The organism is Variovorax sp. V15 (assembly GCF_041154425.1).
GTDB lineage: Bacteria > Pseudomonadota > Gammaproteobacteria > Burkholderiales > Burkholderiaceae_C > Variovorax > Variovorax guangxiensis.
Genome location: NZ_AP028660.1, coordinates 40,129 through 66,686, shown reverse-complemented (window position 1 = coordinate 66,686; position 26,558 = coordinate 40,129). Strand labels below are relative to the sequence as shown.

At 67.7% G+C, this 26,558-nt stretch carries 18 protein-coding genes; 7 read left to right on the top strand and 11 right to left on the bottom strand.

Annotated elements, in window-relative coordinates; translation table 11 throughout:
• Positions 1-45 precede the first annotated feature (45 nt).
• The 6 genes from ACAM57_RS32675 to ACAM57_RS32650 are packed head-to-tail and all read left to right on the top strand — an operon-like array spanning position 46 to position 8,163.
• Positions 46-1,503, top strand: coding sequence for an FAD-binding oxidoreductase (locus ACAM57_RS32675; protein WP_369662757.1), 1,458 nt, complete (start codon positions 46-48; stop codon positions 1,501-1,503).
• Positions 1,504-1,518: 15 nt separating this feature from the next.
• Positions 1,519-2,880: an adenylosuccinate lyase gene (gene purB, locus ACAM57_RS32670; RefSeq protein ID WP_369662756.1), complete on the top strand. Its 1,362-nt coding sequence runs from the start codon at positions 1,519-1,521 to the stop codon at positions 2,878-2,880.
• Between the two features lie 56 nt (positions 2,881-2,936).
• Positions 2,937-3,929 (top strand): Bug family tripartite tricarboxylate transporter substrate binding protein, encoded by a 993-nt coding sequence (locus ACAM57_RS32665; protein WP_369662755.1) that lies wholly within the window; start codon positions 2,937-2,939, stop codon positions 3,927-3,929.
• Between the two features lie 55 nt (positions 3,930-3,984).
• Positions 3,985-4,842, top strand: coding sequence for a sulfurtransferase (locus tag ACAM57_RS32660; RefSeq protein ID WP_369662754.1), 858 nt, complete (start codon positions 3,985-3,987; stop codon positions 4,840-4,842).
• Positions 4,843-4,887: 45 nt separating this feature from the next.
• Positions 4,888-5,865 (top strand): Bug family tripartite tricarboxylate transporter substrate binding protein, encoded by a 978-nt coding sequence (locus ACAM57_RS32655; RefSeq protein WP_369662753.1) that lies wholly within the window; start codon positions 4,888-4,890, stop codon positions 5,863-5,865.
• Between the two features lie 9 nt (positions 5,866-5,874).
• A complete protein-coding gene (locus ACAM57_RS32650) occupies positions 5,875-8,163 on the top strand; it encodes a molybdopterin-dependent oxidoreductase (protein ID WP_369662752.1) in 2,289 nt (762 codons plus the stop codon).
• Between the two features lie 189 nt (positions 8,164-8,352).
• On the opposite strand, the gene ACAM57_RS32645 is transcribed toward ACAM57_RS32650, so the two are convergent.
• The 8 genes from ACAM57_RS32645 to ACAM57_RS32610 are packed head-to-tail and all read right to left on the bottom strand — an operon-like array spanning position 8,353 to position 16,968.
• A complete protein-coding gene (locus tag ACAM57_RS32645) occupies positions 8,353-8,778 on the bottom strand; it encodes a heme-binding protein (RefSeq protein WP_369662751.1) in 426 nt (141 codons plus the stop codon).
• Between the two features lie 8 nt (positions 8,779-8,786).
• On the bottom strand, positions 8,787-10,538 hold the full coding sequence (locus ACAM57_RS32640; protein ID WP_369662750.1) for a thiamine pyrophosphate-binding protein: 1,752 nt from the start codon (positions 10,536-10,538) through the stop codon (positions 8,787-8,789).
• Position 10,539: 1 nt separating this feature from the next.
• Positions 10,540-11,517: a Bug family tripartite tricarboxylate transporter substrate binding protein gene (locus tag ACAM57_RS32635; RefSeq protein WP_369662749.1), complete on the bottom strand. Its 978-nt coding sequence runs from the start codon at positions 11,515-11,517 to the stop codon at positions 10,540-10,542.
• 26 nt (positions 11,518-11,543) lie between these two features.
• The gene (locus tag ACAM57_RS32630) at positions 11,544-12,518 is read right to left on the bottom strand and encodes a Bug family tripartite tricarboxylate transporter substrate binding protein (protein ID WP_369662748.1); all 975 of its coding nucleotides are present in this window, start codon (positions 12,516-12,518) and stop codon (positions 11,544-11,546) included.
• A 41-nt stretch (positions 12,519-12,559) separates the two neighbouring features.
• On the bottom strand, positions 12,560-14,137 hold the full coding sequence (locus ACAM57_RS32625; RefSeq protein ID WP_369662747.1) for a bifunctional 3-(3-hydroxy-phenyl)propionate/3-hydroxycinnamic acid hydroxylase: 1,578 nt from the start codon (positions 14,135-14,137) through the stop codon (positions 12,560-12,562).
• Positions 14,134-15,000, bottom strand: coding sequence for a fumarylacetoacetate hydrolase family protein (locus ACAM57_RS32620; protein ID WP_369662746.1), 867 nt, complete (start codon positions 14,998-15,000; stop codon positions 14,134-14,136). Before ACAM57_RS32620 ends, ACAM57_RS32625 begins: the two co-directional genes overlap by 4 nt.
• A gap of 22 nt (positions 15,001-15,022) precedes the next feature.
• Positions 15,023-15,922 carry a VOC family protein gene (locus ACAM57_RS32615; protein ID WP_369662745.1) on the bottom strand — a complete coding sequence of 300 codons (900 nt, stop codon included), beginning with the start codon at positions 15,920-15,922 and terminating at the stop codon, positions 15,023-15,025.
• The gene (locus tag ACAM57_RS32610) at positions 15,919-16,968 is read right to left on the bottom strand and encodes an amidohydrolase family protein (protein ID WP_369662744.1); all 1,050 of its coding nucleotides are present in this window, start codon (positions 16,966-16,968) and stop codon (positions 15,919-15,921) included. Before ACAM57_RS32610 ends, ACAM57_RS32615 begins: the two co-directional genes overlap by 4 nt.
• A gap of 74 nt (positions 16,969-17,042) precedes the next feature.
• On the opposite strand from ACAM57_RS32610, the gene ACAM57_RS32605 reads away from it, so the two are divergent.
• Positions 17,043-17,969, top strand: a complete 927-nt coding sequence (locus tag ACAM57_RS32605; RefSeq protein WP_369662743.1) for a LysR family transcriptional regulator — start codon at positions 17,043-17,045, stop codon at positions 17,967-17,969.
• A 422-nt stretch (positions 17,970-18,391) separates the two neighbouring features.
• Here the strand turns inward: ACAM57_RS32605 and istB are convergent, their stop codons facing one another.
• From istB to ACAM57_RS32590, 3 genes are all read right to left on the bottom strand, one after another.
• Positions 18,392-19,195 carry an IS21-like element helper ATPase IstB gene (istB, locus tag ACAM57_RS32600; RefSeq protein WP_369659754.1) on the bottom strand — a complete coding sequence of 268 codons (804 nt, stop codon included), beginning with the start codon at positions 19,193-19,195 and terminating at the stop codon, positions 18,392-18,394.
• A complete protein-coding gene (istA, locus tag ACAM57_RS32595) occupies positions 19,185-20,750 on the bottom strand; it encodes an IS21 family transposase (RefSeq protein ID WP_369662742.1) in 1,566 nt (521 codons plus the stop codon). Before istA ends, istB begins: the two co-directional genes overlap by 11 nt.
• A 1,726-nt stretch (positions 20,751-22,476) precedes the next feature.
• Complete coding sequence (locus ACAM57_RS32590) at positions 22,477-25,944, bottom strand: autotransporter outer membrane beta-barrel domain-containing protein (RefSeq protein ID WP_369662741.1); 3,468 nt, start codon at positions 25,942-25,944, stop codon at positions 22,477-22,479.
• Positions 25,945-26,558 lie beyond the last annotated feature (614 nt).

Sequence of the window (26,558 nt, the reverse complement as noted above, 5' to 3'; positions counted from 1 at the left end):
ACAACCCGCCGCCCCAGCGGCGCAGCCATCGCAAGACCGCATTCGATGTCGAAACCAGCCGACCCATTCGTCGAAGAGCTCCGCGCCATCACCGGCGCGGCCTATGTGCTCACGGACGACGCCGACACGGCGCGCTATGTCAGCGACTGGCGGCGCAACTACCCGGGCGCCGCGCGCGCCGTCGTGAGGCCGGCGAGCACCGAAGAGGTATCGCGCGTGATCGGGGCATGTACAGCGCGCGGCGTTCCCGTGGTGCCCCAGGGCGGCAACACGGGGCTGGTGGGCGGCTCCACGCCGGACGCCTCGCGCCGAGAGATCGTGCTGAGCCTGGACCGCATGACCCGCGTGCGCCGCGTGGACCCGCTGGACAACAGCATGACGCTGGAAGCCGGCTGCACCGTGCTCGCGGCACAGGAAGCCGCTGCCGCCGCCGGCCGGCTCTTTCCCCTTTCGCTGGCGTCCGAAGGCAGCGCCACCATCGGCGGCGTGGTCTCGACCAACGCGGGCGGCGAACAGGTACTGCGCTACGGCAACACACGCGACCTGACCCTCGGCGTCGAAGTCGTGCTGGCCGACGGGCGCGTGCTCGACGCACTGGGCGCACTGCGCAAGGACAACACCGGCTACGACCTGAAGCAGCTGTTCATCGGCGGCGAAGGCACGCTGGGCGTCGTCACGGCCGCCACCTTCAAGCTGCATGCGCAGCCGGGCAAGACGGTCACCGGATGGGTGGCCGTGCGCGACCCCGAGGCCGCCGTCGCGCTGCTGGCCCGGCTGGGCGGCGCCGTCGGCGAACGGGTCACAGCCTTCGAGCTGATCGGCCGCGAGGCGCTGGCCCAGGTGCTCGCCCACGGCACGCCCGGCATGCGCGACCCGCTGCCGGGCAGCCACGCATGGGTCGTGCTGTTCGACGTTTCCGAGGCATCGGCCCTGCTCGACCCCACGCCTGCGGTGGAAGAGGCGCTGGCCGATGCGATGGAGCAAGGCCTCGTGCTCGACGCGGTACTCGCCGCCTCCCAGCAGCAGGCCCACGCGCTGTGGTCCCTGCGCGAGCACGTGCCCGAGGCCCAGCGGCTGGACGGCCCGTCGATCAAGCACGACATCTCCGTCGCCGTGTCGCGCATTCCCGAGTTCATCGCCGAAGCCGGCGCCGCGCTGCAGAGCCTTCTTCCCGGCATCCGTGTGGTCTGCTTCGGCCATGTAGGCGACGGCAACCTGCACTACAACCAGAGCAAGCCCCGCGGCATGCCGGACTCGGAGTTCCGCGCCCGCGAGGAAGCCGTGCACGAGGTGGTGCACGCCGTCACGGCGCGCATGCAGGGCTCGATCTCCGCCGAGCACGGCATCGGCCGCCTCAAGCAGCAGGCCTTCCTTCAATACAAGCAGCCGGTCGCGCTGGAGCTGATGGCGCGCATCAAGCAGGCGCTCGACCCGGCGAACACATTCAACCCGGGGCGCGTGCTGCCCCTTTCCGTCGACGCCCCGCGCCGCTCTTCCATCTAGTACTTCAGGACTCCCATGCCCGTTTCCGTATTCGACATGCAATCGCTCCAGCACCTGTGGGGCACCGACGAGCTGCGCACCATCTTCGGCGAGGAGAACCGCGTGCAGAAGTGGCTCGACTTCGAAGCCGCGCTGGCCGCGGCCCAGGCCGAGCTGGGCATCATCCCGCCGGCGGCCGCGAAGGAGATCATGATGCAGGCGCAGGTGGAGAACATCGACCTCGGCGCGATGTCGGCCGAGATCCGACGCATCAAGCACTCGCTGGTGCCCGCGCTCAAGCAGCTGCAGTCGCGCTGCTCGAAGGAGAACGGCGAGTGGGTGCATTACGGCGCCACCACCCAGGACGTGGTGGACACCGGCGTGGCGTTGCAGCTCAAGGAGTTCCACGCGGTGGCGCTGCGCGACATCAAGGCGGTCGGCCGCGAACTCGCGCGCCTGGCGACCACCCACCGCGACGTCGCGATGGCCGGGCGCACGCACGGCGTGCAGGCGCTGCCGATCACCTTCGGCCACAAGTGCGCTGTCTGGCTCGACGAGCTGGGCCGCCACCACGAGCGGCTGGTGCAGGCGGCGCCGCGCGTGCTGGTGGGCATGCTGGCCGGCGCCGTGGGCAGCCAGGCGTCGCTGGGCCCGAAAGCCGAACAGCTGGAGCGCCTCATGCTCGACAAGCTGGGCCTGGGCACACCCGCCATCAGCTGGGCACCGGCGCGCGACCGCTTCACCGAATACGCCAACCTGCTGGCCATGCTCGGCGCCACGCTCTCGAAGATTGGCAACGAGCTCTTCAACATGCAGCGCAACGAATTCGGCGAGGTGGAAGAAGGCTTCTCCGACGGCAAGCTGGGCTCCTCGACCATGCCGCACAAGCGCAACCCGACGTCGGCCGAGAACCTGGCCGGGCTCTCGCGCCCGCTGCGCTACAACGCCGCGATGATGGTCGAGGGCATGGTGCAGGAGAGCGAGCGCGACGGCATCGCCTGGAAGATGGAATGGAAGGCGCTGCCCGAGTGCTGCATGATCGCCGGCGCCATGCTGTTCCAGGCGAAGAACCTGCTGGCGGGCCTCAAGGTCAACGCCGACGCGATGGCCGTCAACCTCGACCGGATGCGTGGCTACCTCCTGTCCGAGCGCGTCATGCTCGAACTGTCGGAGCGCGTGGGCAAGCAGACCGCGCACGAGTGGATCTACGAAGCCTCCATGCACGGCATCACCTCCAGGCTCGATTTCGCCGACGCCATGCGCGGGCACCCGGGCCTCTCCAAGCTGCTGAGCGACGACGAGATCCGCGACCTCACCGACCCGCTGCAGTACCTGGGCCAGTGCGGCGCGAGCGTCGACCGCGTCGTCGAGCAGCAGAAGGCCTGGCTGCAGGCCTGAGCACGCCGAGCCCGAACCGCAAAGCGGCGCCCACAAGAGCAAAACGGAGACAGTCCATGACAACCTTCGCAAGCGCAACCATGCGCCGCCGCCGCATGGCGCTGGCCCTGGCCGGCCTGCTGAGCCTGGCGGCCATGCCGGCATTCGCCGCCTATCCCGAACAGCCCGTCAGGCTGGTGGTGGGCTTCCCTCCCGGCGGGGGCGGCGACCTGTACGGCCGCTTGATCGCCAACGCGCTCGGCAAGACGCTGGGCCAGCCGGTGATCGTCGACAACCGCGCAGGCGCCGGCGGCAACATCGCCGCCGACGCGGTGGCCAAGGCGAAGCCCGACGGCTACACCCTGCTGCTCGCGATGAGTGGCAACCTGGCGGTGGCACCCGCGCTGAGGCCGCAGGCCATCCCCTACAAGGCGCCCGACGACTTCACGCCCGTCGGGCTGATCCTGGAGGCGCCGCACGGCCTGTTCGTGGCCCACAACTCCCGCTTCAGGACGGCGCGCGAGCTGCTCGACGCGGCCCGCACGCAGAAGCTCAGCTTCGCCTCCACCGGTGCCGGCGCGGCCGCGCACATCGGCATGGAGATGGTCAAGAAGGAAGCCGGCATCGAGATGCTCCACGTGCCCTACCGGGGCTCGGGCCCGGCCATCACCGACATGCTAGGCGGCCAGGTCGACTGCTTCTTCGCGACCGCCTCGCCGCTGGTGGGGCAGGTCCGCCAGGGGCAGCTGCGCCTGCTCGCCATCACGGGCAACGCGCGCAACCCGGCCATTCCCGACGTGCCCACCTTCAAGGAACTGGGCGTGAACGTTCCCGTGACCCAGTGGTACGGGCTGGTGGCGCCGGCCGGTACGCCCACGCCGGTGGTGAAGTACCTGGCCGACCACCTGGGCCGCGCGCTCGCCACGGCGGAAGTGCGCGACGCGATCCGCCGCGACGCGGCCACCGAGCACAACCTCCCGATGGACGGCTTCGGCAAGTTCATCCAGGAAGACATCGCGCGCTACAAGGGCGCCGCCACGCCGGCCCTGCTCAAGGAGATCTCGCCATAGGCGAGGCGCGCAGGCTCCTTTCTTCCGCTCCTTTTTCCTCGACTCTTCCCGATCCATGATCTTCGATACCCTGATTTCCCCGGACCAGCTCGCCGCCGCACGGAAGCACGACCCCGCGCTGCTGCTGCTCGACTGCAGCTTCGAACTCACCGACCTGCAGGCGGGCCAGCGCGCCTACGACGCGGGCCACATTCCCGGCGCCTTCTACCTGCACCTGGAACACGCGCTGTCCGCCGCCAAGACCGGCCGCAACGGCCGCCACCCCCTGCCCTCGCGCGAAGTCTTCGCCAGGACCATGGCCGCGATGGGCCTGAACGCCGGCGCACAGGTGGTGGCCTACGACAACGCCGGCGGCATGTACGCCGCGCGCCTGTGGTGGATGCTGCGCTGGGCAGGGCACCGGCAGGTCGCGGTGCTCGATGGCGGCATCGCCGGCTGGAAGGCCGCCGGCCACGCGCTCAGCACTGAAAGGCCCGCACAGCGACCCGAGGGCAGCTTCAGCCTGAAGGCCCCGCTGGTCGCCACGGTTTCCTACACAGACGTCCGGGCCAACATCGACGGTGCCGAGCGGCTGGTGCTTGACGCCCGCGCGCCCGACCGCTTCCGCGGCGAGAACGAAACGATGGACCCGGTGGGCGGCCACATCCCCGGCGCGCGCAACCGGCTTTTCAAGGACAACCTGGGGCCGGACGGCCGCTTCAAGGCGCCGGCCCTGCTGCGCAGCGAGTTCGACGCCATCACCGGCGGCCGCCCCGCCGCGCAGCTGATCAACCAGTGCGGCTCGGGCGTGACGGCCTGCCACAACCTGCTGGCGATGGAAGTCGCCGGGCTGCAGGGCGCGGCGCTGTACCCCGGCTCCTGGAGCGAATGGAGTGCCCAGCCGGGCGCGCCCATCGCGACCGGCGCGGCCTGAACCGCGCCCCATCACGAGATCACAAGAACAGACTGGAGACACCCCGTGCAAAGAACTTCTTCGATCGGGCGCTGCGTCCGCATGGTGGCCGCGGCCTGCCTGGCAGGCGCTGCAGCGATGGCCACCGCCGCCGGCTACCCGGAGCAGCCGATCCGGCTGCTGATCGGCTTTCCTCCTGGCGGCGGCGGCGACCTCTACGGCCGCACCATCGCCAACGAACTGGGCAAGCACATCGGCAAGCCCGTCGTGGTCGACAACAAGCCAGGCGCTGGCGGCAACATCGCGGCCGAGCTGATGACGCAGGCCAAGCCCGACGGCTACACCCTGCTGCTGGCGATGAGCGGCAACGTCGGCAGCGCGCCCGCGATACGCCCCAACCTGCCCTACAAGGTGCCTGACGACTTCGTCTTCATCAGCCAGCTGGTGGAGACGCCCTACGGGCTGGTGGTCAGCGGCGACTCGAAGATCAGGACCATCAAGGACTACGTCGCCGCGGCCAAGGGCGGCAAGCTCACCTACGCCTCCACCGGCGCGGGCGGGGCGGCGCAGATCGTGATGGAAATGGTCAAGCAGCAGGGCAACCTCGACGTGCTCCACATCCCCTACAAGGGATCGGGCCCGGTCATGACCGACCTCATGGGCGGGCTGGTCGACAGCTTCTTCGCGCCCTACACCCCGCTGATGGGACAGATCAGCAGCGGCAAGCTGCGGCTGCTGGCGGTGAGCAGCGAGAAGCGGATCCCCAGCATGCCCGACGTGCCCACGCTCAAGGAATCGGGCATCGACGTGGTGATGACGCAGTGGTACGGCCTGGCCGCGCCCAAGGGCACGCCCAAGCCCGTCGTCGACAAGATCACCCAGTCCGTGAAGCAGGCCATGCAGGCGCCCGAGGTACTGCGCGTGTACCGCGCGGACGGCGCTCAGGAAGCGACGCGCACCGGCGCCGCCTTCAAGGACTTCGTGCTGAAGGACATCGCCAACTACAAGCGCGGCGTCGAGCGCGGCAACCTCAAGGTGGAGTAGCACAACGCCATGCGCCCGCACAGCGCCCACTGGGGCGTCTTCTCCGCCGGCTGGAGAGACGGCGCACTCGTCGTCCGCCCGCATCCCGGCGACCCGGACCCGAATCCGCTGATCGAGAACTTCACGACCGCCATCCACCACCGCGCCCGCGTCACCACGCCCATGGTGCGCCGCGGCTGGCTCGAACGCGGACCGGGCCCCGATGCGCGGCGCGGCGAGGACGGCTTCGTCCCCATGGCCTGGGACGAGGTGCTGGACCGGCTCGCAACGGAACTGCGGCGCGTGCAACGCGAGCACGGTTGCGAGGCCATCTTCGGCGGCTCCTACGGCTGGTCGAGCGCGGGGCGCTTCCATCACGCGCAGAGCCAGGTCCATCGCTTCCTGAACACCACGCTCGGCGGCTACGTGCGCTCGGTCAACAGTTACAGTGCCGGCGCCTCGGGCCCGATGCTGCCGCACGTCATCGGCACGATGGAGGAAGTGGCACGGCGCAACGTGACCTGGGAGCAGATCGTCGAGCACACCGACGTGGTGCTTGCGTTCGGCGGCATGGCGCTCAAGAACTCGCGCGTGGCCTCGGGCGGCATCAGCCGGCACGTCGAGCGCGATTCGATGCGCGCGGCAGCCGCGCGCGGCTGCCGCTTCGTCAGCATCAGCCCGCTGAAGAGCGACCTCCCCGAGGAGGCCGCCTTCGAATGGCTGCCTGCCGTTCCCGGCACCGACACCGCGCTGATGCTCGCGCTGGTGCACCAGATCGTTAGCGATGGCGCGCATGACCGCGAGTTCATCGCGCGCTGCTGCGACGGCTGGGACAGCTTCGAGGATTACCTCATGGGGCGAAGCGACGGCGTTGCGAAGAGCTGCGAGTGGGCCGCACCCATCTGCGGACTTCCGGCGGCGCGGCTGAAGGCCCTGGCGCGCGAGCTGCCCGGCAAGCGCGTGCTGGTGGTGGTCTCGCATTCGCTGCAGCGCGCCGAGCACGGCGAGCAGCCGGTGTGGATGGGCGCGGTACTGGCGGCCGCGCTCGGGCAGCTCGGCCTGCCCGGCGGCGGCTACAACTACGCGCTGGGCACCCTGGCGCACTACGGCAAGCGCAACAACGCCGTGCCCACGGCCGCGCTGCCGCAGGGCGACAACGGGGTGAAGGCGTTCATTCCGGTGGCCCGCATCAGCGACATGCTGCTGAACCCCGGCCAGCCCTTCGACTACAACGGCCGGCGCCACACCTACCCGCACATCCGGCTCGCCTACTGGGCCGGCGGCAACCCCTTCCACCACCACCAGGACCTGCGGCGCCTGAGCGAAGCCTTCCGCACGCTCGACACCTTCGTGGTGCACGAGATCGCGTGGACCGCCACGGCCCGCCACGCCGACATCGTGCTGCCCTGCACGATGACGCTGGAGCGCGAGGACATCGGCGCCACGCCCACCGATCCGCTGATGGTGGCCATGCACCGCATCTGCGAGCCGCACGGACTCGCGCGCGACGACTACGACATCTTCTGCGACCTGGCGAAGCGCCTGGGCGGACTCGAAGCTTTCAGCGAGGGACGCGATACGCGCCAATGGCTCGCGCACCTGTACGAGCGCACGCGCACGGGCCTCGAATCGCTGGGCCTGGAAGCGCCGGACTTCCAGAGCTTCTGGCAGCGCGGCGAGATCACGCTGCCGCAGCGCGACGACGACGGCGGCATCCTGCGCGCCTTCCGCAACGACCCGGACGGCGCGCGGCTGGCCACGCCCAGCGGCAAGATCCAGGTCAGCTCGCCGACCGTGGCGGGCTTCGGCTACGCGGACTGCCCCGGCCACCCGGCATGGCTGCCGCCGAAGTTCGCGCCCGACACCGCGCATCCGCTGTGGCTGGTGGCCAACCAGCCGCACACCAAGCTGCACAGCCAACTCGACTTCGGCGCCCACAGCCAGGCCAGCAAGCGCAACGGGCGCGAGGTCTGCACCATGCACCCGAAGGCTGCCGGCGCGCGCGGCATCCGCGAAGGCGACATCGTCCGCCTCTTCAACGAGATCGGCGCCTGCCTAGCCAGCGCGCACCTGTGCGCGGACATGCGCGAGGATGTGGTGCAGCTGCCCACCGGCGCGTGGTACGACCCCGTGCTGGACGCCAGCAACAGGCCGATGTGCGCGCACGGCAATCCGAACGTGCTCACGCGCAACATCGGAACCTCCTCGCTGGCACAGGGCTGCGCGGGGCAGCTGAGCACCGTTCAGGTCGAGCGCTTCGACGAGGAGCTGCCGCCGATCCGGGCCTACGAGCCGCCGGCGGCGCAGGAAGCTTGCTGACGGGAACACGACGAACGGCGATCGCGCTTGCGCGCCCCAGGGCAGCATCGCGCTTGAGCGCCGGGCCCGCGTTTGGAAGGCGAGGCGTCGTAGAGCACTGCCGCCGTGTCCTCCACGGCCCCACTTGCCACGGCGGCACGCAAACGCATCGCAGACATGACGGATTCCACATTCACGATGAATTGACGCTCAGCCGTGCTTCAGGCCTGCGGCCTCCGCACCGGCGATGCAGATGAGCTCATCTTCCTCGCCGGTTCCGCCGCTGGCACCGACCGCGCCGATCACGCGGCCGCTCGCATCCTTGATCACCACGGCGCCGGTCTGCGGCAGGAAGCGGCCCTGAGCGGTGGCCGACAGCGACACGAAGAAGTTCGGGTTGTCCTTGGCGCGTTCGGCCAGCGTGCGGCTCGAAGCGCCCATGCCAACTGCACCCCACGCCTTCGCACGGGCCACGTCGAAACGGAACATGCTGGCGCCATCCTCGCTCGCGAAGGCCTTGAGATGGCCTGCGGCATCGAGAACCGCGATCCCCATCGGCTTGAAGCCAGAGGCCTTGGATCTGGCCAGGGCGGCAGCGATGATGGTGTTGGCTTGGTCGAGTGTCAGGCTGGTCATGGTGGTCGTCAGTGGTGGGGTTTGGGTAAAGACGCGTCGGGAGCGGCGAAGCCGTAGCGGTTCATGCTGGCGAACATCGGCATCGCGGGGTGCGGCACAAAGTGGGTGCGGCAGTCGAGCACCGCAGGCAGGCCGCTCGCGAGCGCCCGTCCGATGGCCGGCCCCACCTGTTCCGGTGCGTCGACCCGCTCGCCATGGGAACCGAAGCCCCTGGCGATGGCGGCATAGTCGGTGCCTTCGAGCGACGTGCCCAGCTCGAAGCCGAGCGCGTTCTTCTGACCGGCGCGGATGATGCCCCAGGCCTCGTTGTTGTGAACAATGGTGAGCACGGCCAGCCCGTAGCGGCGCGCCGTATCGAGCTCGTTCAGGGTGAAGCCGAAAGAGCCATCGCCCGTGATGAGCACCACCGGTTGCCCGGGGCGTACCGCCTTCAGCGCCAGGGCATACGGCAAGCCGAAGCCGAGATGGCTCATGCCCGGTTCATGGAAGCGCGTGCGCACCGCGTGCACCGGTATCAGGTCGTTGGACCAGAAGGTGGTGTGGCCGCCGTCGTAGACCGCCAGCGCATCACGCGGCAGTGCGCGCGCGATTTCGCGCGCCAGGGCGGCGGGATGCATCGCATGCTGGGACGCGGGCGCCGGCGCGGCCGCGCTGGCCGCGATCCCCTCCTCATAGCGCTCGCGCGATGCCTTCAGGCGCAGGCGCCAGCCGGAATCGACGCAGGATTGCCAGTCCTCGGCGGTCGCAGCGAGCAGGTCGTCGAGCGCCGCGCCTGCATCGGCCTGCATCGCCACCTGGTGGACGGCCGGGTGGCCCAGCGCCGACGGGTCGATGTTGATCGCGATGGTCTGGTGGCTGCGTCGTGCGAACGGCCCCTGCTCGTCCCACATCCACGAGGACCATCGGCAGCCGACACCGAGGATCACGTCCGCCTCCGCAAAAGCCTCTTTGACCGGCGCACCGGCGATCAGGCCGCCGTGACCGATGAAGTGCGCACTGTCGCTCGGCACCACGCCGAGCGCCATCTGGGTGGGGATCACCGGACAATCGAGACGGTGCGCGAGCTCGCGCACCTGTTCGGCCGCCTCGCTGGCGACCACGCCCCCTCCGGCCACGATCAGCGGACGGCGCGCTTGGGCGAGCAGCTTCGCGGCGTCGCGCACGGCGCGTGCGTCGGGACGCACGCGCCCGATGGGCCGGTAGCGCTGCGGCGCGAGATCGAACTCATCGATCGGGAAACGGCACACCTGGCCCAGCACGTCTTGCGGAATGTCCAGGTGCACCGGCCCCGGCCGGCCGCTGAGCGCCTCGCGGATCGCGCGGCGTGCGATTTCCGGGATGCGGCGCGCGTCGTGCACGACCGCGTTCCACTTCACGACGGGGCGGCTGGCCGCCACCGTGTCGAGGTCCATGAACATGCCGCTGTGCGGGTAGGCGGCCGCGCGGTGCTGGTTGGTCGTGATCGCCAACAGCGGCAGGTTGTTGTTGAAGGCGACACCGAGCCCCGAGACCATGTTCAGCCCGCCGGGGCCCATCTCCGCGATCGCCACCGCAAGCTGTCCGGTGCCGGCGAAGTTCGCCGCGGCCATCATCGGGCCTGCGCCTTCATGGCGCGTGCCGATGAACCGCAGCTCGGGATGCTCGGAAATGGCGTGCAGCAGCGGACTGAGCTTGCCGCCGACGATGCCGTACACATGCCGCACCGCTTCGCCGAGCAGCACCCGCACGAGGGCTTGCGCACCGGTGAGTTCCAGGCCCATGTCAATCCTCCGCGGTGAAACCCGACGCCTTCACGACCGGCGTCCAGCGGGCAAGGTCGCTTCGCACCAGCTTCGCGAATTCCTCGGGCGGCTGGTGGACAGGGGTCAGGCCGTTTTTCGCGAGCGATTCGATCAGCGCCGGGTCCCGCAGCCCCTCGCGCACCAGCGCATTGAGCTGCTGCACCTTGTCCCCAGGGGATTTCGCGGGCAGGAACCACCCGAGCCACTCCTGCACCACGATGTCCGCATAGCCCTGCTCCGCAAACGTCGGCACCTCCGGCAGGAAGGGCGAGCGCTGCGCGCTGGACACTGCCAGCCCGCGCAGGCGGCCGCTGCGGATGTGCGGCATCACCTCGCCGAGGACGCTCACGCTCACCGGAACCTGGCCGCCGAGCACGTCGTTGAGCAGCGGCGCGCCGCCCTTGTAGGGGATGGCGGTGAGCTTCTTGCCGATGTGGTTGTCGAGCATCATGCCGACGAAGTGCAGGGCCGAACCTGCCGCCGGCACGCCATAGTTGGCGCTCTTCGCGTCGAGCTGCACCCACTTGAGGTAGTCCGCCAGTGTCCGGACTTCCGGTGGCACGCCGGGGCCGGCCGTCAACACGAAGGCATAGGTGACCGTGGTGGAGACCGGCACGAAATCGGCGAGCGGGTCGTAGCTGAGTTTGCGGTACGTGTTGGGATACAGCGTCATCGGCGAACTCGGGATCTGCAGGATGGTCATCCCATCCGCGCTCGCGCGGCGCACGTACTCGACCGCGATGCGACCACCAGCGCCCACCCGCGTGTCGACCACCACGTTCGAGGCGTACTTGCCGCGCAGTTTCTCCGCCAGCGGCCGGGCGACTTGGTCACCCATCCCGCCGGCCGGAAACCCCGAGATCACGAATGCCGTCCTGTCCTGCTGCGCGAGGGCCGGACGCAACGCCGCGGCCATTGCCGCCGCGCCTGCGCTCTTGAGTACGGATCTTCTGTGCATGCTTGTCTCCTGACGTCGGGACTCTGTTATTCGGGGAGGATGCTCAGATCGTTCGCGAGCTTGGCCCAGCGCCGGTGTTCCGCGGCGAGATAAGCGGCCATCTGATCGACGGTCCCGGCGCCTTCGGTCACGGGGCCGATGGCCAGGAGGCGCTCGGCCATGCCCTTGTCCTTCAGGACCGCGTCAAGGTCGCGGTTGAAGCGCTGCACCGCGGGCGCCGGCGTGCCCGCGGGCGCGACGATGCCCATCCAGCCGGAATAGTCGAAGCCCGGCAGGGTCTCCGAGACGGCAGGCACGTTGTCCCAGCCGGCGATGCGCTTGCCGGTCGTGACGGCCAGGGGTCGCAGCTTGCCGGCGGCCACCATCTGCGCGATCGACGGAACGTCGCTCACCAGCGCTTCGGTCTGGCCGCCGACCGTGTCCGTCACCGCGGCGGCGACGGAAGAGAACGGAACCGAGTTGACGTCGATCGCCACGTCGGCGGCGAGCAGGCGCGTCACCATGCCGCTGAAGGTCTTCGGGCCTTCGTTGGCCACGGTCAGCTTGCCCGGATTGGCCTTGGCGTGGTTCACGAACTCCTGCAGCGACCTGAGCTTGGATGACGCGTTGACCGACAGCGCGAACGGCACCTTGCCGATCATCCCGACGGGCGTGAAGTTCTTCTGCGGGTCGTACGGCAGGTTCTTGAACAGGTAGACGTTGGTGACCAGCGCCGCGGCGGTCGCGAAATAGAAGGTGTAGCCGTCGGGCGCCGCCTTCGCTGCGGCCTGCGCCCCGATCGCATTCTGTCCGCCCGGGCGGTTCTCCACGATGATCGGCTGGCCCCACTTGCGCGAGAGCTGGTCGCCGATCAGCCGCGCGACCGCATCGGGACCCGAGCCCGCAGGCTGCGAAAGGATCAGCTTCACAGGCTTGTCCGGCCAGTTCTGTGCCGATGCCATTGGCGCGATCAGCCAGACCGCGGCGGCGGCCGCACCCAGTTGCAGTTGTCGACGATTCACGGTGTTGTCTCCTTCGTTTTTGAATAGGGAGCGTCCAGCCCTCAGGTCGTGCACGCCAGCGTGAGGCCGAGCGCGGCCGCCGCTTCCTCGACGAGCGCGCCGATGCCTTCAGCGTCCCGGGCGACGCCGTAGACGTAGTGGTCGGGCCGCACGAGCGCGGCCACGCAGCCGTGCCGCTGCATCCAGCCAGCCACCACGCCTTCGGCTTCGGGGGTGCAAGCCAGCCGGATCGTGCGCAATCCCGCGAAGCCGGGCTCGCCCCCCTCCCCCTGCTCGACCGCGTGCTCGACCGTGTGCGCCAAGGCGGCGGACAGCACCAGCCGCCATCCATGGCCGAACATCTCGTCCATGCGCAGCAGTTCCCGGTCCGTGCGCAGCCAGGGCTGAGGGAACAGCGCCCCGCGGCCGGTGCTTGCGTTGGTGGACAGGAGACCTGCCTCGAGCCGCGGCAGGATGTCCTGCCGCGGTGTGTCCCGGACCTCGCCACCGCCATCGGCCAGGAGCTTCGCGTCGCGCGCACGGGCCGTGGCCTCGTCGCGCTCGCAGATCACCGCGCCGATCTCCTTGATGCGGCTGGTGAGCTCGCGCACATGCGCCCTGCGTTCCTGGCCGTAGCTGTCTAGGAGCGCCTCGCCGGCGCCGCCCTGGACATCGCCGGCCAGCACCGCCGCGAGCTTCCAGCTGAGGTTGGCCGCATCGCGTATGCCTTGGCACATGCCCTGTCCGAGAAAAGGTGGCTGCATGTGCGCCGCGTCGCCCGCAAGGAACACCCGGCCCTGGCGCCAGTCGCGCGCCACCAGGGCGTGGAACCGGTAGCTCGCCTGGCGCCACAGCTCGCCGTCCTCGGGCCCGATCCAGCGCGAAAGCTGCTTCCAGGTCTGCGCGTCCGACTCGAACGCCTTCGGGTCCTCGCCGGGCATGAGCGAGATCTCCCAGCGCCGATGGTTCTTTGGTCCCAGCACCAGTGTGCAGGGACGTTGCGGCTCGCAGTACTGCACGCTCACCTTCGGCAGCTTGGCCATGCCGCGCTCGTTCACCAGCACGTCCACCACCAGCCACGGTTCGTCGAAATCCAGATCGTCCAGCGCGATGCCCAGCTGCGTGCGCACCGGGCTCGCGCCACCATCGCACCCGATGGCGTACTTCGCGCGGACCGTGCGCGAAGCGCCGTCGCGCTGGATGGTCAGTACTACCTGCGCATCGTCGTGGGCCAGGTGCTTCATCTCCGCGCCGAGTTCGACGGTGACATTGGGCATCTGCGCCACCCGGGCCCGCAGCGCGCGCTCCACCGGCGGCTGCGTGAACACCACGGAAGGCGTGTAGCCCTGCGGATAGGGTGGCGGCAACATCGTCATGCGACGGATGAGCTGGCCGTCGACGCCGAAGTACTCCGAGTTCGAGAACGGCTCCGTGAAAGGCTCGATCGCGTCGGCCACGCCCAGTTGCTGAAACACCCGCATGATCTCGTGGTCGAGCGAGATCGCGCGAGGGATCTGGTAGACGTCCTTCAGCCGGTCGCACACGTAGACCTTCAGCCCGCGCTGCCCCAGCAGCCCCGCCGCGACCTGGCCTGCCGGCCCGTAGCCGACGATGGCGACATCGTAGACCGGATCGCTCATGGCGCCTCGGCGACGATCGGGTTGACCAGCGTGCCGATGCGCTCGATCTCGACCTCGTAGCGATCGCCGGCCTTCATCCACACGGGCGGCGTGCGCGCCTGGCCGACGCCGGCGGGCGTGCCCATCACGATCACGTCGCCCGGCTCCAGCGTGAGCACTTCGGCCAGCAGCGCGATGGTCTCGGCCACGTTGAAGATCATGTCGCTCGTGTTGGCGTCCTGCATCAGCTCGCCGTTCAGACGACCCTGGATCCGGAGGCCCACCGCGCCCGGCGGCAGTTCGTCGGCCGTCACGAGCACCGGACCAAACCCGCCGGTGCCGTCGAAGTTCTTGCCGATGGTCCACTGCGGCGTGCGCTTCTGGTAGTCGCGCACGCTCATGTCGTTGAAGCAGCTGTAGCCGAAGACGTACTGCAGCGCGTCGGCTTCCTTCGCGTGGCGCGGCACCTTGCGGCCGATGACCACCGCCAGCTCGGCCTCGTAGTCGAACTTCGCGGACACGCGCGGGACGACGCCCGCATCACCGTGCGCCATCAGCGAGCTCGCGCCGCGGAAGAAGAACCACGGGTACTCGGGCTTGTCACGCCCACCCTCCTTGGCGTGGTCGAAGTAGTTCAGGCCGAGGCAGACCGTCTTGCCGGGCTCGGGCACCAGCGGCGCGAGCTTGACGGCGGACAGGGCTTGCGGCGCGCCGGAGCTCTTCAGCGCCGCCTGCGCCGCGGCATGCAGGTCGATGCCGGCCTTCAGGGCCAGCCGGAGATCGGCTGGCGCGTTCGGATCGGCGTCCTGGAGGTCAATGATCCGGTCGCCGTCGACGACGGCCAGGCGGGGTGCGCCATCGCGCAGGTAGGTGGTGAATTTCATGGCTCGCTGGGTTGGGGTTGAATCAGAGGGGCGCGAACAGAACGCGCCGTTGTGCTTCCTTGAGCGTCGTGCCGGGCGCAGCGGAAATGCCCCACTGGTCGACGCGCCCGGGCGGCCACTTCCAGTCCTCGGGGCCGCGCGCCAGGTAGCTGTCGTCGACCTGCTCGACCTCGGCCGTGTACTCGATGACGACGCCGAAGGGATCGATGAAGTAGTTGAAGAGGTTGTTGCCGGGGCCGTGGCGTCCGGGACCCCACTGGATCGGGTAGCCGGCGTCCTTCATCCGGCCGCCGCCGCGCATCACCGCGTCGCCGTCGGGCATCAGGAAGGCAATGTGGTTGAGCGCGTCGTTGTCGCTGACGCCGATCGCCAGCGTGTGATGGTCGCTGTTGCAGTTCATGAAGGCGATGGCCGCCGTGCGGTCCGCAAGGCGCAAGCCGAAGGCCTGGGTCAGGAAGGCCTGCGTTTCGTCGACGGCATGGCTGTTGAGCACCACGTGGGTGAGGCGCTGGGGCCGGTCGCGCTCGGGCGCCACGGCCCCGTGCTGCACGTCGCCGTGCACCACCTCAAAAACACGCCCATGAGGGTCGCGCACGAGGATGCCGATGCCGCCTGCCGGATCGTCGACGGCCGATGTTGTGCGCAAGAGCTGGCCACCGGCGGCCACGGCACGCTTCGCCACTTCCGCCAGTGCCTCGGCGCTATGCGAGCGCAGCGTGACGCGCAGGATCTGCGGCGAGCCATCGCGCCGGTACAGGGCCAGCAGGTACGCATCGCGTCCGCTGCCTCGCAGATACAGCGCATCGGCGCCGCGGTGCGCCACCTCCAGCCGCCAGACGGACGTGTAGAAGGCCTCGGCCTGGTCCAGGTCCGGCACGCTCAGGCTGACGCTGCGCAGCCCTTCGATCCAGGGAGAACTCATGGTGCAGTCCTTTCGAGGCCGAGATAGCGCTCGGCATTGCGATGAACGAGCGCCGCCGTAATGTCGGCGTCGAAGCCGGCGGCTTCGATGCGCGCCACCGGCGTGCGGTCATGGAAATTGAAGGGATGGTCGGTACCGACCATGAGCTGGCTGGCGCCGAACATGTCGACCAGATGCCTCAGCGTCGTCGTGTCGAACACCAGCGTGTCGTAGAAGAAGCCGTGGGCCTGCTCGACGGGCGATACCGCCACGCTCTCTTTGAGTGCGGGGAACACGCTCCAGCCATGCTGCAGCCGCGGCAGCAGCGAGGCGAGCGTGCCGCCGCCATGGCTGAAGGCGAGGCGCAGCCCCGGCCGGCGCACAAGCAGGTTGCCGGTGATCGCCGACGCCGCCGCGAGCCCGACGTCGCCCGGATAGGCCAGCACCTGCTGCAGCGCCGCGGGGCCCACCAGGCGGTCCATCCCGGCAGGTCGAAGCGCATGCACGAACACCGCCGCGCCCAGCGCCTCGCAGGCCTCGAAGAAAGGATCGAGCGCGGGCGCGCCGATCGGCAAGCCGTTGATGTTGCTCCCGATCTCCACGCCACGCAGCCCGAGCGTGCGGACCGCGTGTTCGAGCTCGCGGATCGCGAGGTCCATGTCCTGCAGCGGCACCGCCCCCAGGCCGGCCAGCCTGCCGCCGGCCTCGGCCGCCATCGCGGCGATCTGCTCGTTGAGAAAGCGCAGCAACTGCTGTGCGTCGGCGGGTGCCATCCAGTACGACAGCAACTCCGGCATCGGCGAGACGACCTGCAGACCGATGCCCATGCCGGGCAGGTCTTCCAGGCGCTTCGTCACATCCCAGCATCTGTCGGAGACCGTGCGGTACACCTTGCCCGAGATCATCACGTGGCGATGGCAGGCTTGAGCCGCCGCCATCGAGGGCCACTCGGAGGGCACCCGCGAGCCCACGTAGGCGGGGAAGTTCTCCGGCACGACGTGCGCATGCACGTCGATGCCGCCGCAGTGATGGCACGCCTGGATGTGGTGGTTCGCTCTCACGCTCATGTCTCCTGGGGCGCATCCTAGGCAGCGCGATCCATGCTGTACAGGCGATTTGATGGATTCATAAAATCGGTTTCATGGATATTCATTCGATCGATCTCAACCTGCTCGTGCTCTTCGACACGCTGATGAAGGCGCGCAGCGTCAACAAGACGGCGGAGGCCATCGGGCTGAGCCAGTCGGCCACGAGTGGCGCGCTCGCACGGCTGCGCGAGACCTTCGGAGATTCGCTCTTCGTTCGCACCGCCTCGCAGATGGAGCCCACGCCGCGCGCACTGCAACTCGCGCCGGTGGTGCGCAAGGTGGTGCAGACGATCCAGACAGAGATCCTTCAGTCGCCGCACTTCGACCCCCTGCAGGCGCAGCGCAGCTTCGTCATCCTCACGCCGGACATCGGCGAAGTGGCGTTTCTTCCGGGCGTCTTGCCTCGCCTGCGACGCGAGGCCCCGGGGGTGCGCCTGCACGCGCTCTCGAGGTCGCGGACCGCCGCGGCCGATGCGCTCGAGAAGGGCGAAGCCGACCTCGCCGTGGGCTTCTTCCCGGACCTGCAGAAGGCAGGCTATTTCCAGCAGGGCCTGTTCACCAGCACCTACGAATGCATCACCTGCGCCGGCAACGGCACCGTCGGCGCGCGCATGACGCTCAAGCAGTACCTCGCCGCGCGACACGTGGTGGTGCGGCCCGACGGGCGCGAGCACCTGCTCGAGCGCTTCCTGGACGGCAAGGGATGGCAGCGCAACGTGACGCTGGAGCTCTCGCACTTCATGAGCTTGCTGGCGCTGCTGCCGGGCACCGACCTGATCGCCACGGTGCCGCAAGACATCGCGACCGTCGTGGGCCGCCACATTCCGCTGCGCGAGATCGCGCTGCCATTTCGCCCGCCGCAACTGCAGGTGCAGCAGTTCTGGCACCGCCGCATGCAGAACGACCCGGCCAATCGTTGGCTTCGAGGCCTGTTCTACGAGGTCAACCGCAGGGATGCAGGCGCACGGCTGTCGGCCTGAGATCGATTGGTTGCCTCACGGGTTGATTTTCAGGAATCCCGATTCGGCGGGAATGCGGCAGACATCCTGGGCTGGTTATGCAGTGAGCCCAGCGCTCTTCGCTCTTCAACAGAGGACTCGGCGAACGCTCGTCGCTATACCCTCGACAGTCTGCAGCGCGCCCGACAGCGACATTCGACCTGCGCCGGATCGGGGTAGAGCCAGCGCCGGACGATGTGCACACCGAGTGGCTGGCGCATTCAGCGCGGGATCTTCAATTTCGCGATCCCCTTCGCATACGGCCGCACCGACATACCACCAGCCGGGTGTTTTGTCTATCTATCAGGAAGATGACTTCTTGACACCTAGATGTTGATTTCCATGGAATCCTGACCCGGCATTTCCATCGAATATTGACCCACCCTCTTTGTGAGCCTGGTGGCTCACGATGTGGATAAGTTCTTGGTTTTCTCCTTCTTTGGTTGGACTTGCTGAACGGATTGCGCGGTGCTGTGCTTGAACCGGAAGCTGTCGTTTCCAGTTTCCAGGATATGGCAGCGATGCGTAAGCCGATCCAGCAATGCAGTGGTCATCTTCGCATCGCCGAACACACTGGCCCACTCGCTGAAGCTCAGGTTCGTAGTGATCACCACGCTCGTGCGCTCGTAGAGCTTGGACAGCAAGTGGAACAGCAGCGCACCACCTGAAGCACTGAACGGCAGGTAGCCCAATTCGTCAAGCACCACCATGTCCATATGCATCAGCCTGTGCGCGATGCGCCCGGAATTGTCACTGGCCTTCTCCCGCTCCAGCGCGTTGACCAGATCGACCGTAGAGAAGAAGCGTATGCGGCAACGGTGATGCTCGATGGCTTGCACGCCCAAGGCCGTAGCAAGGTGGGACTTGCCTGTGCCCGGTCCTCCCACGAGGACCACGTTCTGTGCATCGTCCATGAATTCACACCGATGCAACTGGCGCACCAGGGCTTCATTGACCTCGCTGTGGGCGAAGTCGAAGCCTGCGAGGTCGCGGTAGACGGGTAAGCGCGCGAGCTTCAATTGATAGGCCACCGTACGCACCTCCCGCTCAGCCATCTCCGCCTTGAGCAATTGCGAGAGCATCGGTTGGGCCGCCTCGAAGGCGGGCGATCCCTGTTCGGCCAGCTCCGCCACGGCCTGCGCCATGCCGTGCATCTTGAGCTCACGCAGCATGATCACGATGGCCCCGCTCGCTGGATCATGTCGCATGGCGCACCTCCCGGGTGATCATCGTGTTGGCAGCGCTTGCGCGGCCTCTGAGGGTGTCGTAGCGCCGCACGTCGGCCTTCGGCTCGGTCACAAGGCGCAGCGCCTGTGGCGCCGTGACCGGCGCAGGCGCCACGGGCTTGGCGTCCAGCAACCGGTGCAGCACGTTCAGCACATGGGTCTTGCTGGCCACGCCAGCTTCCAGGGACAGCTCGACTGCGGTCAGCACCGCCTGCTCGTCATGGTGCAACACCAGCGCCAGGATCTCCACCATCTCGCGGTCCCCGCCTGGCTGCTTCAGCAGCACCGCCTGCAGGCGACGGAAGCCCTGCGGAAGGTCGCTGAAGGGCGCGCCGTTCCTCAGCGCCCCGGGCTTGCGCTGCACGACCGCCAGGTAGTGGCGCCAGTCGTAGACGGTATGACCACCGTGGCGATGCCCCGGCTCGAACACCCGCTCGTGCTCACAGATCACCTGCCCCTCGGCCGCGACGACCAGCCGGGCAGCGTACACCCGTAGGCTTACAGGGCGGTTCGCATACGAGGCCGGTACGCTGTAGCGGTTGCGCTCGAAGTGCACCAGGCAGGTCGGAGAGACGCGTTTGGTGTGTTCCACGAAGCCGTCGAAGGGCCGTGGCACAGGCATGAGCAAGGGCCGCTCCTGCGCCCATACATCCGCCACCGTGCCGGGCAGCTTGCCGTGGATGATCTCGCCCCACAACGCCTTGCAGCGCTCCTCCAGCCAGTCGTTGAGCAGCGCCAGCGTGGCAAACGCCGGCACGGGCTGCCACAGCCGGTGCCGCGCATCGCGCACGTTCTTCTCCACCTGGCCCTTCTCCCAGCCCGAGGCCGGGTTGCAGAACTCGGCCTCGAACAGGTAGTGACTGACCATGGCGCTGAAGCGCGCGTTGACATCGCGCTCCTTGCCGCGGCGCACCTTGTCCACGGCCGTCTTCATGTTGTCGTAGATGCCCCGTCGCGGCACGCCGCCGAGCACCTCGAAGGCCCGGTTGTGTGCATCGAACAGCATCTCGTGGGTCTGCAGCAGGTAGGCGCGCACGATGAACGCGCGGCTGTGGCTGAGCTTGAAGTGCGCCACCTGCAGCTTGGTGCGCTCGCCGGCGATGACCGCCCAGTCCTCGCTCCAATCGAACTGGAATGCCTCGCCGGGGCCGAAGGCCAGGGGCACGAAGGTGCCTCGCCCGGTGGTCTGCTGGACCGCGTGGCGTTGCGCATGCCACGCGCGTGCGAAGGCGGCCACGCGGTTGTACGACCCCTGGTAGCCCAGCGCTGCCAGGTCGGCGTGCATCTGCTTGAGCGTGCGTCGTTGTTTACGGGACTTGGACGCTTCGCTCTTGAGCCAGCCGCTGAGCTTCTCGGCGAAGGCGTCGAGCTTGCTCGGGCTGATGCGCTTGGCGTAGCTGGGCTCTGCCTCGCCCTCGTGAAGGTACTTGCGGATGGTGTTGCGAGACAAGCCCGTGCGCCGGGCTATCTCTCGGATGGACAGTTGCTCACGCAATGCCCAACGTCTGATGACACTCAGTGTCGCCACGTCAATCACTCCTGTGCTCCTGCCGCTAAAAGCAGCAGGTTAGGGTTACTACGTGGGTCAGTTTTAGATGGAAATCACACCGTCAACTGGGTCACTTCTGGATGGAAATCAACAGCCAAGCATAAGCGGATGGTGTTACTCCTTCGCCCCTCCACGCTGCCAAGCTCTGATTCAGATCGGAAGCAGGCTCGCATGGGGCGGCCATCGATCTGCGCGACACCGGCGAGCGCGGCACAGGTGGTGTGACAAGGACCACACGACAGCGGCCAGGCGCACAGCCGCAACAGCGACAGCCGGATCCTTGTGTGTCCGAAAACGCTCACCGCAAGAGCATCCTCCGGAAAACCGCAGGGAAACAGACGTATGGACGTCAAAAGGGGCGCGGGCCTTCAGCACTCGATCAAAGGGCAAGCATCCATCGGGACTACCGTCTACCGGCATCTGGCCTTCAATTCCTCGATCGTGCCGTTGTAGACGACGTCCATGTCCGAACGGGTCCACTTCACAGGCAACTGCGGCAGGATCTCGCTGAAGAACTGCCATAGGGAATAGGTCGGCCACGCGGCCCCTCGGAAAATCACCGACCGTCGCCTTGAAGCGCGCGTACCAAAGCAGCGTTTGCGAGAAATCGCTGTTCCTGAACTTGCTCGAGATGAGCTGGGCGTATGGGTTCGTGTAAGGGACCTGGTAGCGCCCGGTCAGTTGCTTGATGCGCCGGATGAACGGCAATGCCTCGTCTGAATTCATCAACGTATTGGGCGTTGCGTCTTCGAGGACCAGCGCGATCAGCTCGTCGGGAACTCGGCTTGACGGTGATGATGCAGTGCTCGGGCTGCCGCTCGGGGTCATCCGCCACTCCCCAGTGGGAAAAGCGTGGCTGCGCCAGCCCGAGGCAGAAGGCGTGCGCCCGGAAAACGAAAAAGCCCGCACGAAGCGGGCAAGAGGCTGGTGGTCAGCCTTGGAGAGAGCGAAACACGACAAGAATGCGCGCGCTTCGGGTGTGAGCCGCAGTGCCGGCAATAGTTCCGCCCGAACAGGTGCCGGCTGTCTCTGTCCGGTCCCGAACCCCTGCCACCGCTTCGGCCTTCGCGACGGAATCCCCACAGGAACCACGCTTCGAAGTGAAGCCCCGCCAAGCCATCAGAAGGACTCGGTCCATTCGTCAATCGGCCGGTGTCGGTGTCCTGCACGCGGGCATTGGGTCCCCGCGCGGAACGGCGCACGATCGTCACGCCTCCAGGAAGAGTTCTGCCACCATCGAACGGACCCAGCGATTCGCCGCGTCTTCGTGATAGCGCTCGTGCCAGTGTGCTTGATGGAAAAGTCCGGCAACCTGTAAGGCGGCGCCAGGGCCCTGACCCGGGCGATCCTCACGAGTGTGCGGGCCACCCGCTGCGACTCGCCGGCGAGCAATGCCGGACGGATGCCGGGCAACTCGCGTTCCGGCATTGACAGTGTCCAGAGGAAAAAAAGTCGCCATCCCGACCGTTCCTCGGGCATTTTGCCGCGTCGCCCCCCAGCAGGAGTGGGCTGGCAAGGGGCTGCGTCGAGAATTCGATGCATAGACGGCGGCTGAGACCACTGGCGATCGGAGACGGATCGGTCATGCGCTCGCGAACCAACCGCTCGGGTCCGTCCCTGGATTGATCACCAACATGCAGCAGCCTCGAAGCTGCCTTACGGACGTCTGAGATACACCGCCGCGGATCAATTCGACACGCGGCGGATCCTCATCTCACCACTTCACGCGCACGCCCACCGAGCCGTTGATCGAGCTCTTCACCCTGGCGTTGCCGCCGCTCGCCCAGAGCTTGCCGATTTCGCCGTACAGGCTCGTCGACTCGCCGAGGGCCAGCGTGAAGCCGCCCGCGAGTTCGGTGCTCGTACCGCCGGTCGGGGCTGCGATGTCGGTGGTGGTCGCGCCGTTCACGAAGCGGGCGATGTCCGCGCCGCTCGACGTCCGGTAGACGTTGAAGCGGCCGTACGGCTGCAGTGTGCCGACGCCGGTGGCGATCTCTCCCTTCACCCGCACGCCAGCACGCGCGATCCAGCCGCTGTCGGCCTGCGGCTGGACGACGGCGCCGACGATGGCGGAGTTACCCAGGTCCATGTGCTGGTGGATCAGTTGCAGCTGCGGCTCGATGCGCCAGCCGCTGCCGCCCAGCGCGAAGGACTGCCCCACCTCGATGGAGCCCAGCAGGCTGTTGCCCTTGCCGCTCATGCCCTGGCTCGCCAGCGGCTCGACGGTGTAGCGGTGTCGGCCCGACTGCACCACCGCGTCGGCATAGAAGCCGCTGTCGCTGGTGTAGGTGCCATACACGCCCAGGTACTGGCTGCGCAGGTCGTTGCGGCCCACGCCCAGGTTCTGGATGCCGCTGGCGAAGCCTCTCACGCTGGCATCGCCGTCGAGCTGGCCGACGTAGAGGCCCGCGCGCCAGTTCGGTGTGGCCAGCAGGTCGGTGCCGGCCTGGAAGCCGGTGAGGCGGCCCTTGCTCGATGGCGATACCGCACCGCCCTGCTGGATGCCGATGTCGGTCGAGAGCACGCGCGCCCAGGCGCGGCGGCCCGCGGAGAGGGACGCGAGCGAAGGCGACCCGTCGGCGCTGACCTTGGCATCGTCATCGCCTACCCGCAGGTGCAGATTGCCGAGCATTGCGAGGTTGCCCTGGCGCAGTTGGCCCGGAAGTGCCGCGTAGAGCGGCACTTCGGCCCGGTAGGTCGGGACCTGCACAGTGACAGTGCTGCCTGTGGCGGTCGCATTGATCGCATTGGCCGTGTTGCCCGTCGCGGCCGTTGCCGTGGTGGTCGAGCGCAGGTACCAGTTCTCGCCTGCGCCGTTGGCATCGGCAGCGTACAGCCGGTACTCGTAGGCACCGGCGTCGACGTGACCGCCTGCGAGCGAGAAGGCGTCCTTGGTGGACTGCGCGGTGGTGGTGGCGCCGTTGAGCGCCGAGATCACCTCGATGCCGTTGCCTGTGGTCAGCGCTCCCAGCCCGCCGAGTTGGGTGATCTGCACCGTCGTTCTGCCGCTGGCCGAGGCGCTCGCGCCATTGAGCACCAGCCGATCGCTCAGGCTGGTGCTGTCGCCCAGAACTGTCCCGAGCCGCAGCACGCCGTTGTTGCCCACGTAGGCGCCGTTGACGGTGAGGGTCGTGCCCGGTGCCGTGCCCACGAGCGAGACCGTGCCGCTATTGGCGAGCGAGGCGACCGTCTGACTGAAGCCCGCGAGGTCGAGCGTGGCCCCGCTTTGCACGGTGTGCGCCGAGGCGGCGCTGAAGGTCCCCGTGGCACCCGCCTTCAGGGTGCCTTCAGCCACATTGGTCGCGCCGGTGTAGCCATTGGTCCCCGAGAGGGTCAGCGTACCGCTGCCCAGCTTGGTGATGAAGCCATCTCCGTTGATGGCGCCGCTGAGGGACGCGTTGAAGAAGCCAGTGTCGATGACCGGGTCGTTGCTGCCGGTCAGCTGGATCGCGTTGGCCAGGTTCAGGCCGTCGACCACAAAGCCGAGCGTGGTGCCGTCATCCATCGCCAGCGTGCCAGTACCCAGCGCCTGACTGTTGCCGACGTTCAATCGGCCTTGCTTGAGCGCAGTGCCGCCGGCATAGCTGTTAGCCGCGGTGAGCGTCGTGGTGCCGGCGCCTTCCTTGACGAGCGAACCGGAACCGCTGATCGTGCCCGATACCGTGAGCGCATCCGAGCGGTTGATAGCCAGCGTCGCGTTGTTGAGGATGTTGCCCACGATGCTGCCCGAGGTGCCGCCATTGCCGAGCTGCAGCGTGCCGGCGCTGATGACGGTGCCGCCGGCATAGGTGTTGTCGGCAGCGAGGATCGTCGTGCCGGTGCCGGCCTGCACTAGCGAGCCGGTGCCACTGATGGTGCCCGGCACTGTGAGCGCGTTGGAGCGCTGGACAGTGAGCGTCGCGTTGTCGACGATGTTGCCTTTCACCGAGCCGGTAGTGCCACCATTGCCGAGTTGCAGCACGCCGGCGCTGACCGTGGTGGTACCTGTGAAGGCTTGATCCTGCGTCAAGGTGAGCGTACCTGCGCCGGTCTTCTCGATGCCGCCCGTGCCGCTCACGAGGCCACCGTAGGTCGCGTTGTCGGGTTGGGCGAAACGCACCAGACCGTTGTCGGTGATCGACGAAGGTGCGAACTGCGCACTGCTTTGCAATACGCCGGCCGGACCCACGGTCATGCTGCCCGTGTAGGTGCTGGCGTTGGCGCCGAGGATGAACGTGCCGCCGTTGACGGTCGTGCTGGTGATGCCCGAGGACGGCAGCGCGACGTTGAAGGTCCAGGCCCCGCCATTGCTCTGCAGCGTCTGGAAGCCAGCCAGGGATCGCGGCGCGAACGTCGCGGCGGCACCGTCGTCGCTTTCGAGCGTCAGGAGGTTGGCGCCGCCACCGCCGCTGATGTTGCCGGTGATCGACGACCCCGTGTAGACATGCAGCGCATCGTTGCCGTTGGCAAAGTTGAGCGAGCCGATCACGCTGCCCTTGTTGGTGAAGTCGACGGCGGAGGTTCCGTTGGCGCCGAACACGGTGGCGGTGCCGGGATTGGTGTTGCCCGCCACATAACCTGCTTCCATCGTGCCGGTGTTGAGGATCGTGTTGTTGCCGGAATTCGCCTGGAACCAGATCGCAGCGTGGGTCGATCGCACGGTGCCGTGATTGATGATCGTATTGCCGCTGCCCAAGGGATTGACGGCTTCCGAGTTGGAAGCTGTCCCATCGGCAAAGACGTTGGCGCCTTGCTCGACGACGAGGGTGCTGTTGTTGTTGAACTCGATCGTGTTGGCGCCGAGGTTGCCTCCGTAGGGGCTGTCTGCGCCGGTGGAGCTGTTCTGGACCGTCGCCTTGCTCTGGACCACGATGCTGGCCGCGTTGCCGACGCTGATACCCGAGCTGTTGCCGGTACTGACCGTCGTGCCCGACGTGACCACGACCGCGACGCCGCTCGGCGTCGCCGGCCCGCTGCCCACGGTGGCGGTCTGGTCGGTCCCCGTGCAGCTGACCGTGTTGGCGCTCGTGTCGGTCGCGCATGCGGCAGCGGCCGGCAAGGAAACCGCTGCCAGCAAGGTGGCGGCAACCAGGCTCGCACCCTGGGAGGCCGCTGTCGATCTCGCATGGCCACGCCCGAATTCGGAGGCGACGGTCCAAAGGGCAAGTGCGTCGTTCCAAACGACGCGAAATATCTTGTTCATTACTTGAGTCCTGGCAATAAAGAAAGATGGCGCATCCGGATGACCGCGCTCTCGATCGCGTGTGACCGGCACTGCGGCCTCGGTGACGGGGCGGACTCTAGTGCACTCTGGGAAACGAAAGTTGCCATTTCTCGAGCGCAATTTGCATTTCTCCATCGAACGCCAAATCGTTCACATTTGTTAACTCTCATTGATTCAAGAAATGGAATTCACCCGTTCATTTGTCGATGCAATCGATGTGGCAAACGGACCAGTGCGCTCAAGTCGATGAGATCGACGAGCAACGGCACCGACATGCGCAGGGGCCAGAAGGTGCACACAGGCACTCACGCGGCCAGCAGTACGGGAGCCTTGGCCAGCAGGAGATCCCCGGCTCAAGGCGCCCGACGGATCGTCTTTGCAATGGGAGAGTCGCCCCCGCTGCTGCCATTGGCAGCGCCGCGCGTCGAGGAAGAGGCCGCGCATGCCCCTGCGAAGACAGTCATTGACGGAAAGGCAAGAACTGCTCGCTGCGAGCGACGCAGTTCATGCATGATGCTGACTCGATCAGCTCGTCGCCATGCGCATACCCGGACGCTTGCGCCAAAGCAGGCATGCGCGAGTCGCCCATCGGC

Excerpts from the sequence above, each read along its gene's own strand:
- ACAM57_RS32675 (WP_369662757.1), top strand. The coding sequence starts at position 46 with ATGTCGAAACCAGCCGACCCATTCGTCGAAGAGCTCCGCGCCATCACC.
- purB (WP_369662756.1), top strand. The coding sequence starts at position 1,519 with ATGCCCGTTTCCGTATTCGACATGCAATCGCTCCAGCACCTGTGGGGC.
- ACAM57_RS32665 (WP_369662755.1), top strand. The coding sequence starts at position 2,937 with ATGACAACCTTCGCAAGCGCAACCATGCGCCGCCGCCGCATGGCGCTG.
- ACAM57_RS32660 (WP_369662754.1), top strand. The coding sequence starts at position 3,985 with ATGATCTTCGATACCCTGATTTCCCCGGACCAGCTCGCCGCCGCACGG.
- ACAM57_RS32650 (WP_369662752.1), top strand. The coding sequence starts at position 5,875 with ATGCGCCCGCACAGCGCCCACTGGGGCGTCTTCTCCGCCGGCTGGAGA.
- ACAM57_RS32645 (WP_369662751.1), bottom strand. The coding sequence starts at position 8,778 with ATGACCAGCCTGACACTCGACCAAGCCAACACCATCATCGCTGCCGCC.
- ACAM57_RS32640 (WP_369662750.1), bottom strand. The coding sequence starts at position 10,538 with ATGGGCCTGGAACTCACCGGTGCGCAAGCCCTCGTGCGGGTGCTGCTC.
- ACAM57_RS32635 (WP_369662749.1), bottom strand. The coding sequence starts at position 11,517 with ATGCACAGAAGATCCGTACTCAAGAGCGCAGGCGCGGCGGCAATGGCC.
- ACAM57_RS32625 (WP_369662747.1), bottom strand. The coding sequence starts at position 14,137 with ATGAGCGATCCGGTCTACGATGTCGCCATCGTCGGCTACGGGCCGGCA.
- ACAM57_RS32620 (WP_369662746.1), bottom strand. The coding sequence starts at position 15,000 with ATGAAATTCACCACCTACCTGCGCGATGGCGCACCCCGCCTGGCCGTC.
- ACAM57_RS32615 (WP_369662745.1), bottom strand. The coding sequence starts at position 15,922 with ATGAGTTCTCCCTGGATCGAAGGGCTGCGCAGCGTCAGCCTGAGCGTG.
- ACAM57_RS32610 (WP_369662744.1), bottom strand. The coding sequence starts at position 16,968 with ATGAGCGTGAGAGCGAACCACCACATCCAGGCGTGCCATCACTGCGGC.
- ACAM57_RS32605 (WP_369662743.1), top strand. The coding sequence starts at position 17,043 with ATGGATATTCATTCGATCGATCTCAACCTGCTCGTGCTCTTCGACACG.
- istB (WP_369659754.1), bottom strand. The coding sequence starts at position 19,195 with ATGCGACATGATCCAGCGAGCGGGGCCATCGTGATCATGCTGCGTGAG.
- ACAM57_RS32590 (WP_369662741.1), bottom strand. The coding sequence starts at position 25,944 with ATGAACAAGATATTTCGCGTCGTTTGGAACGACGCACTTGCCCTTTGG.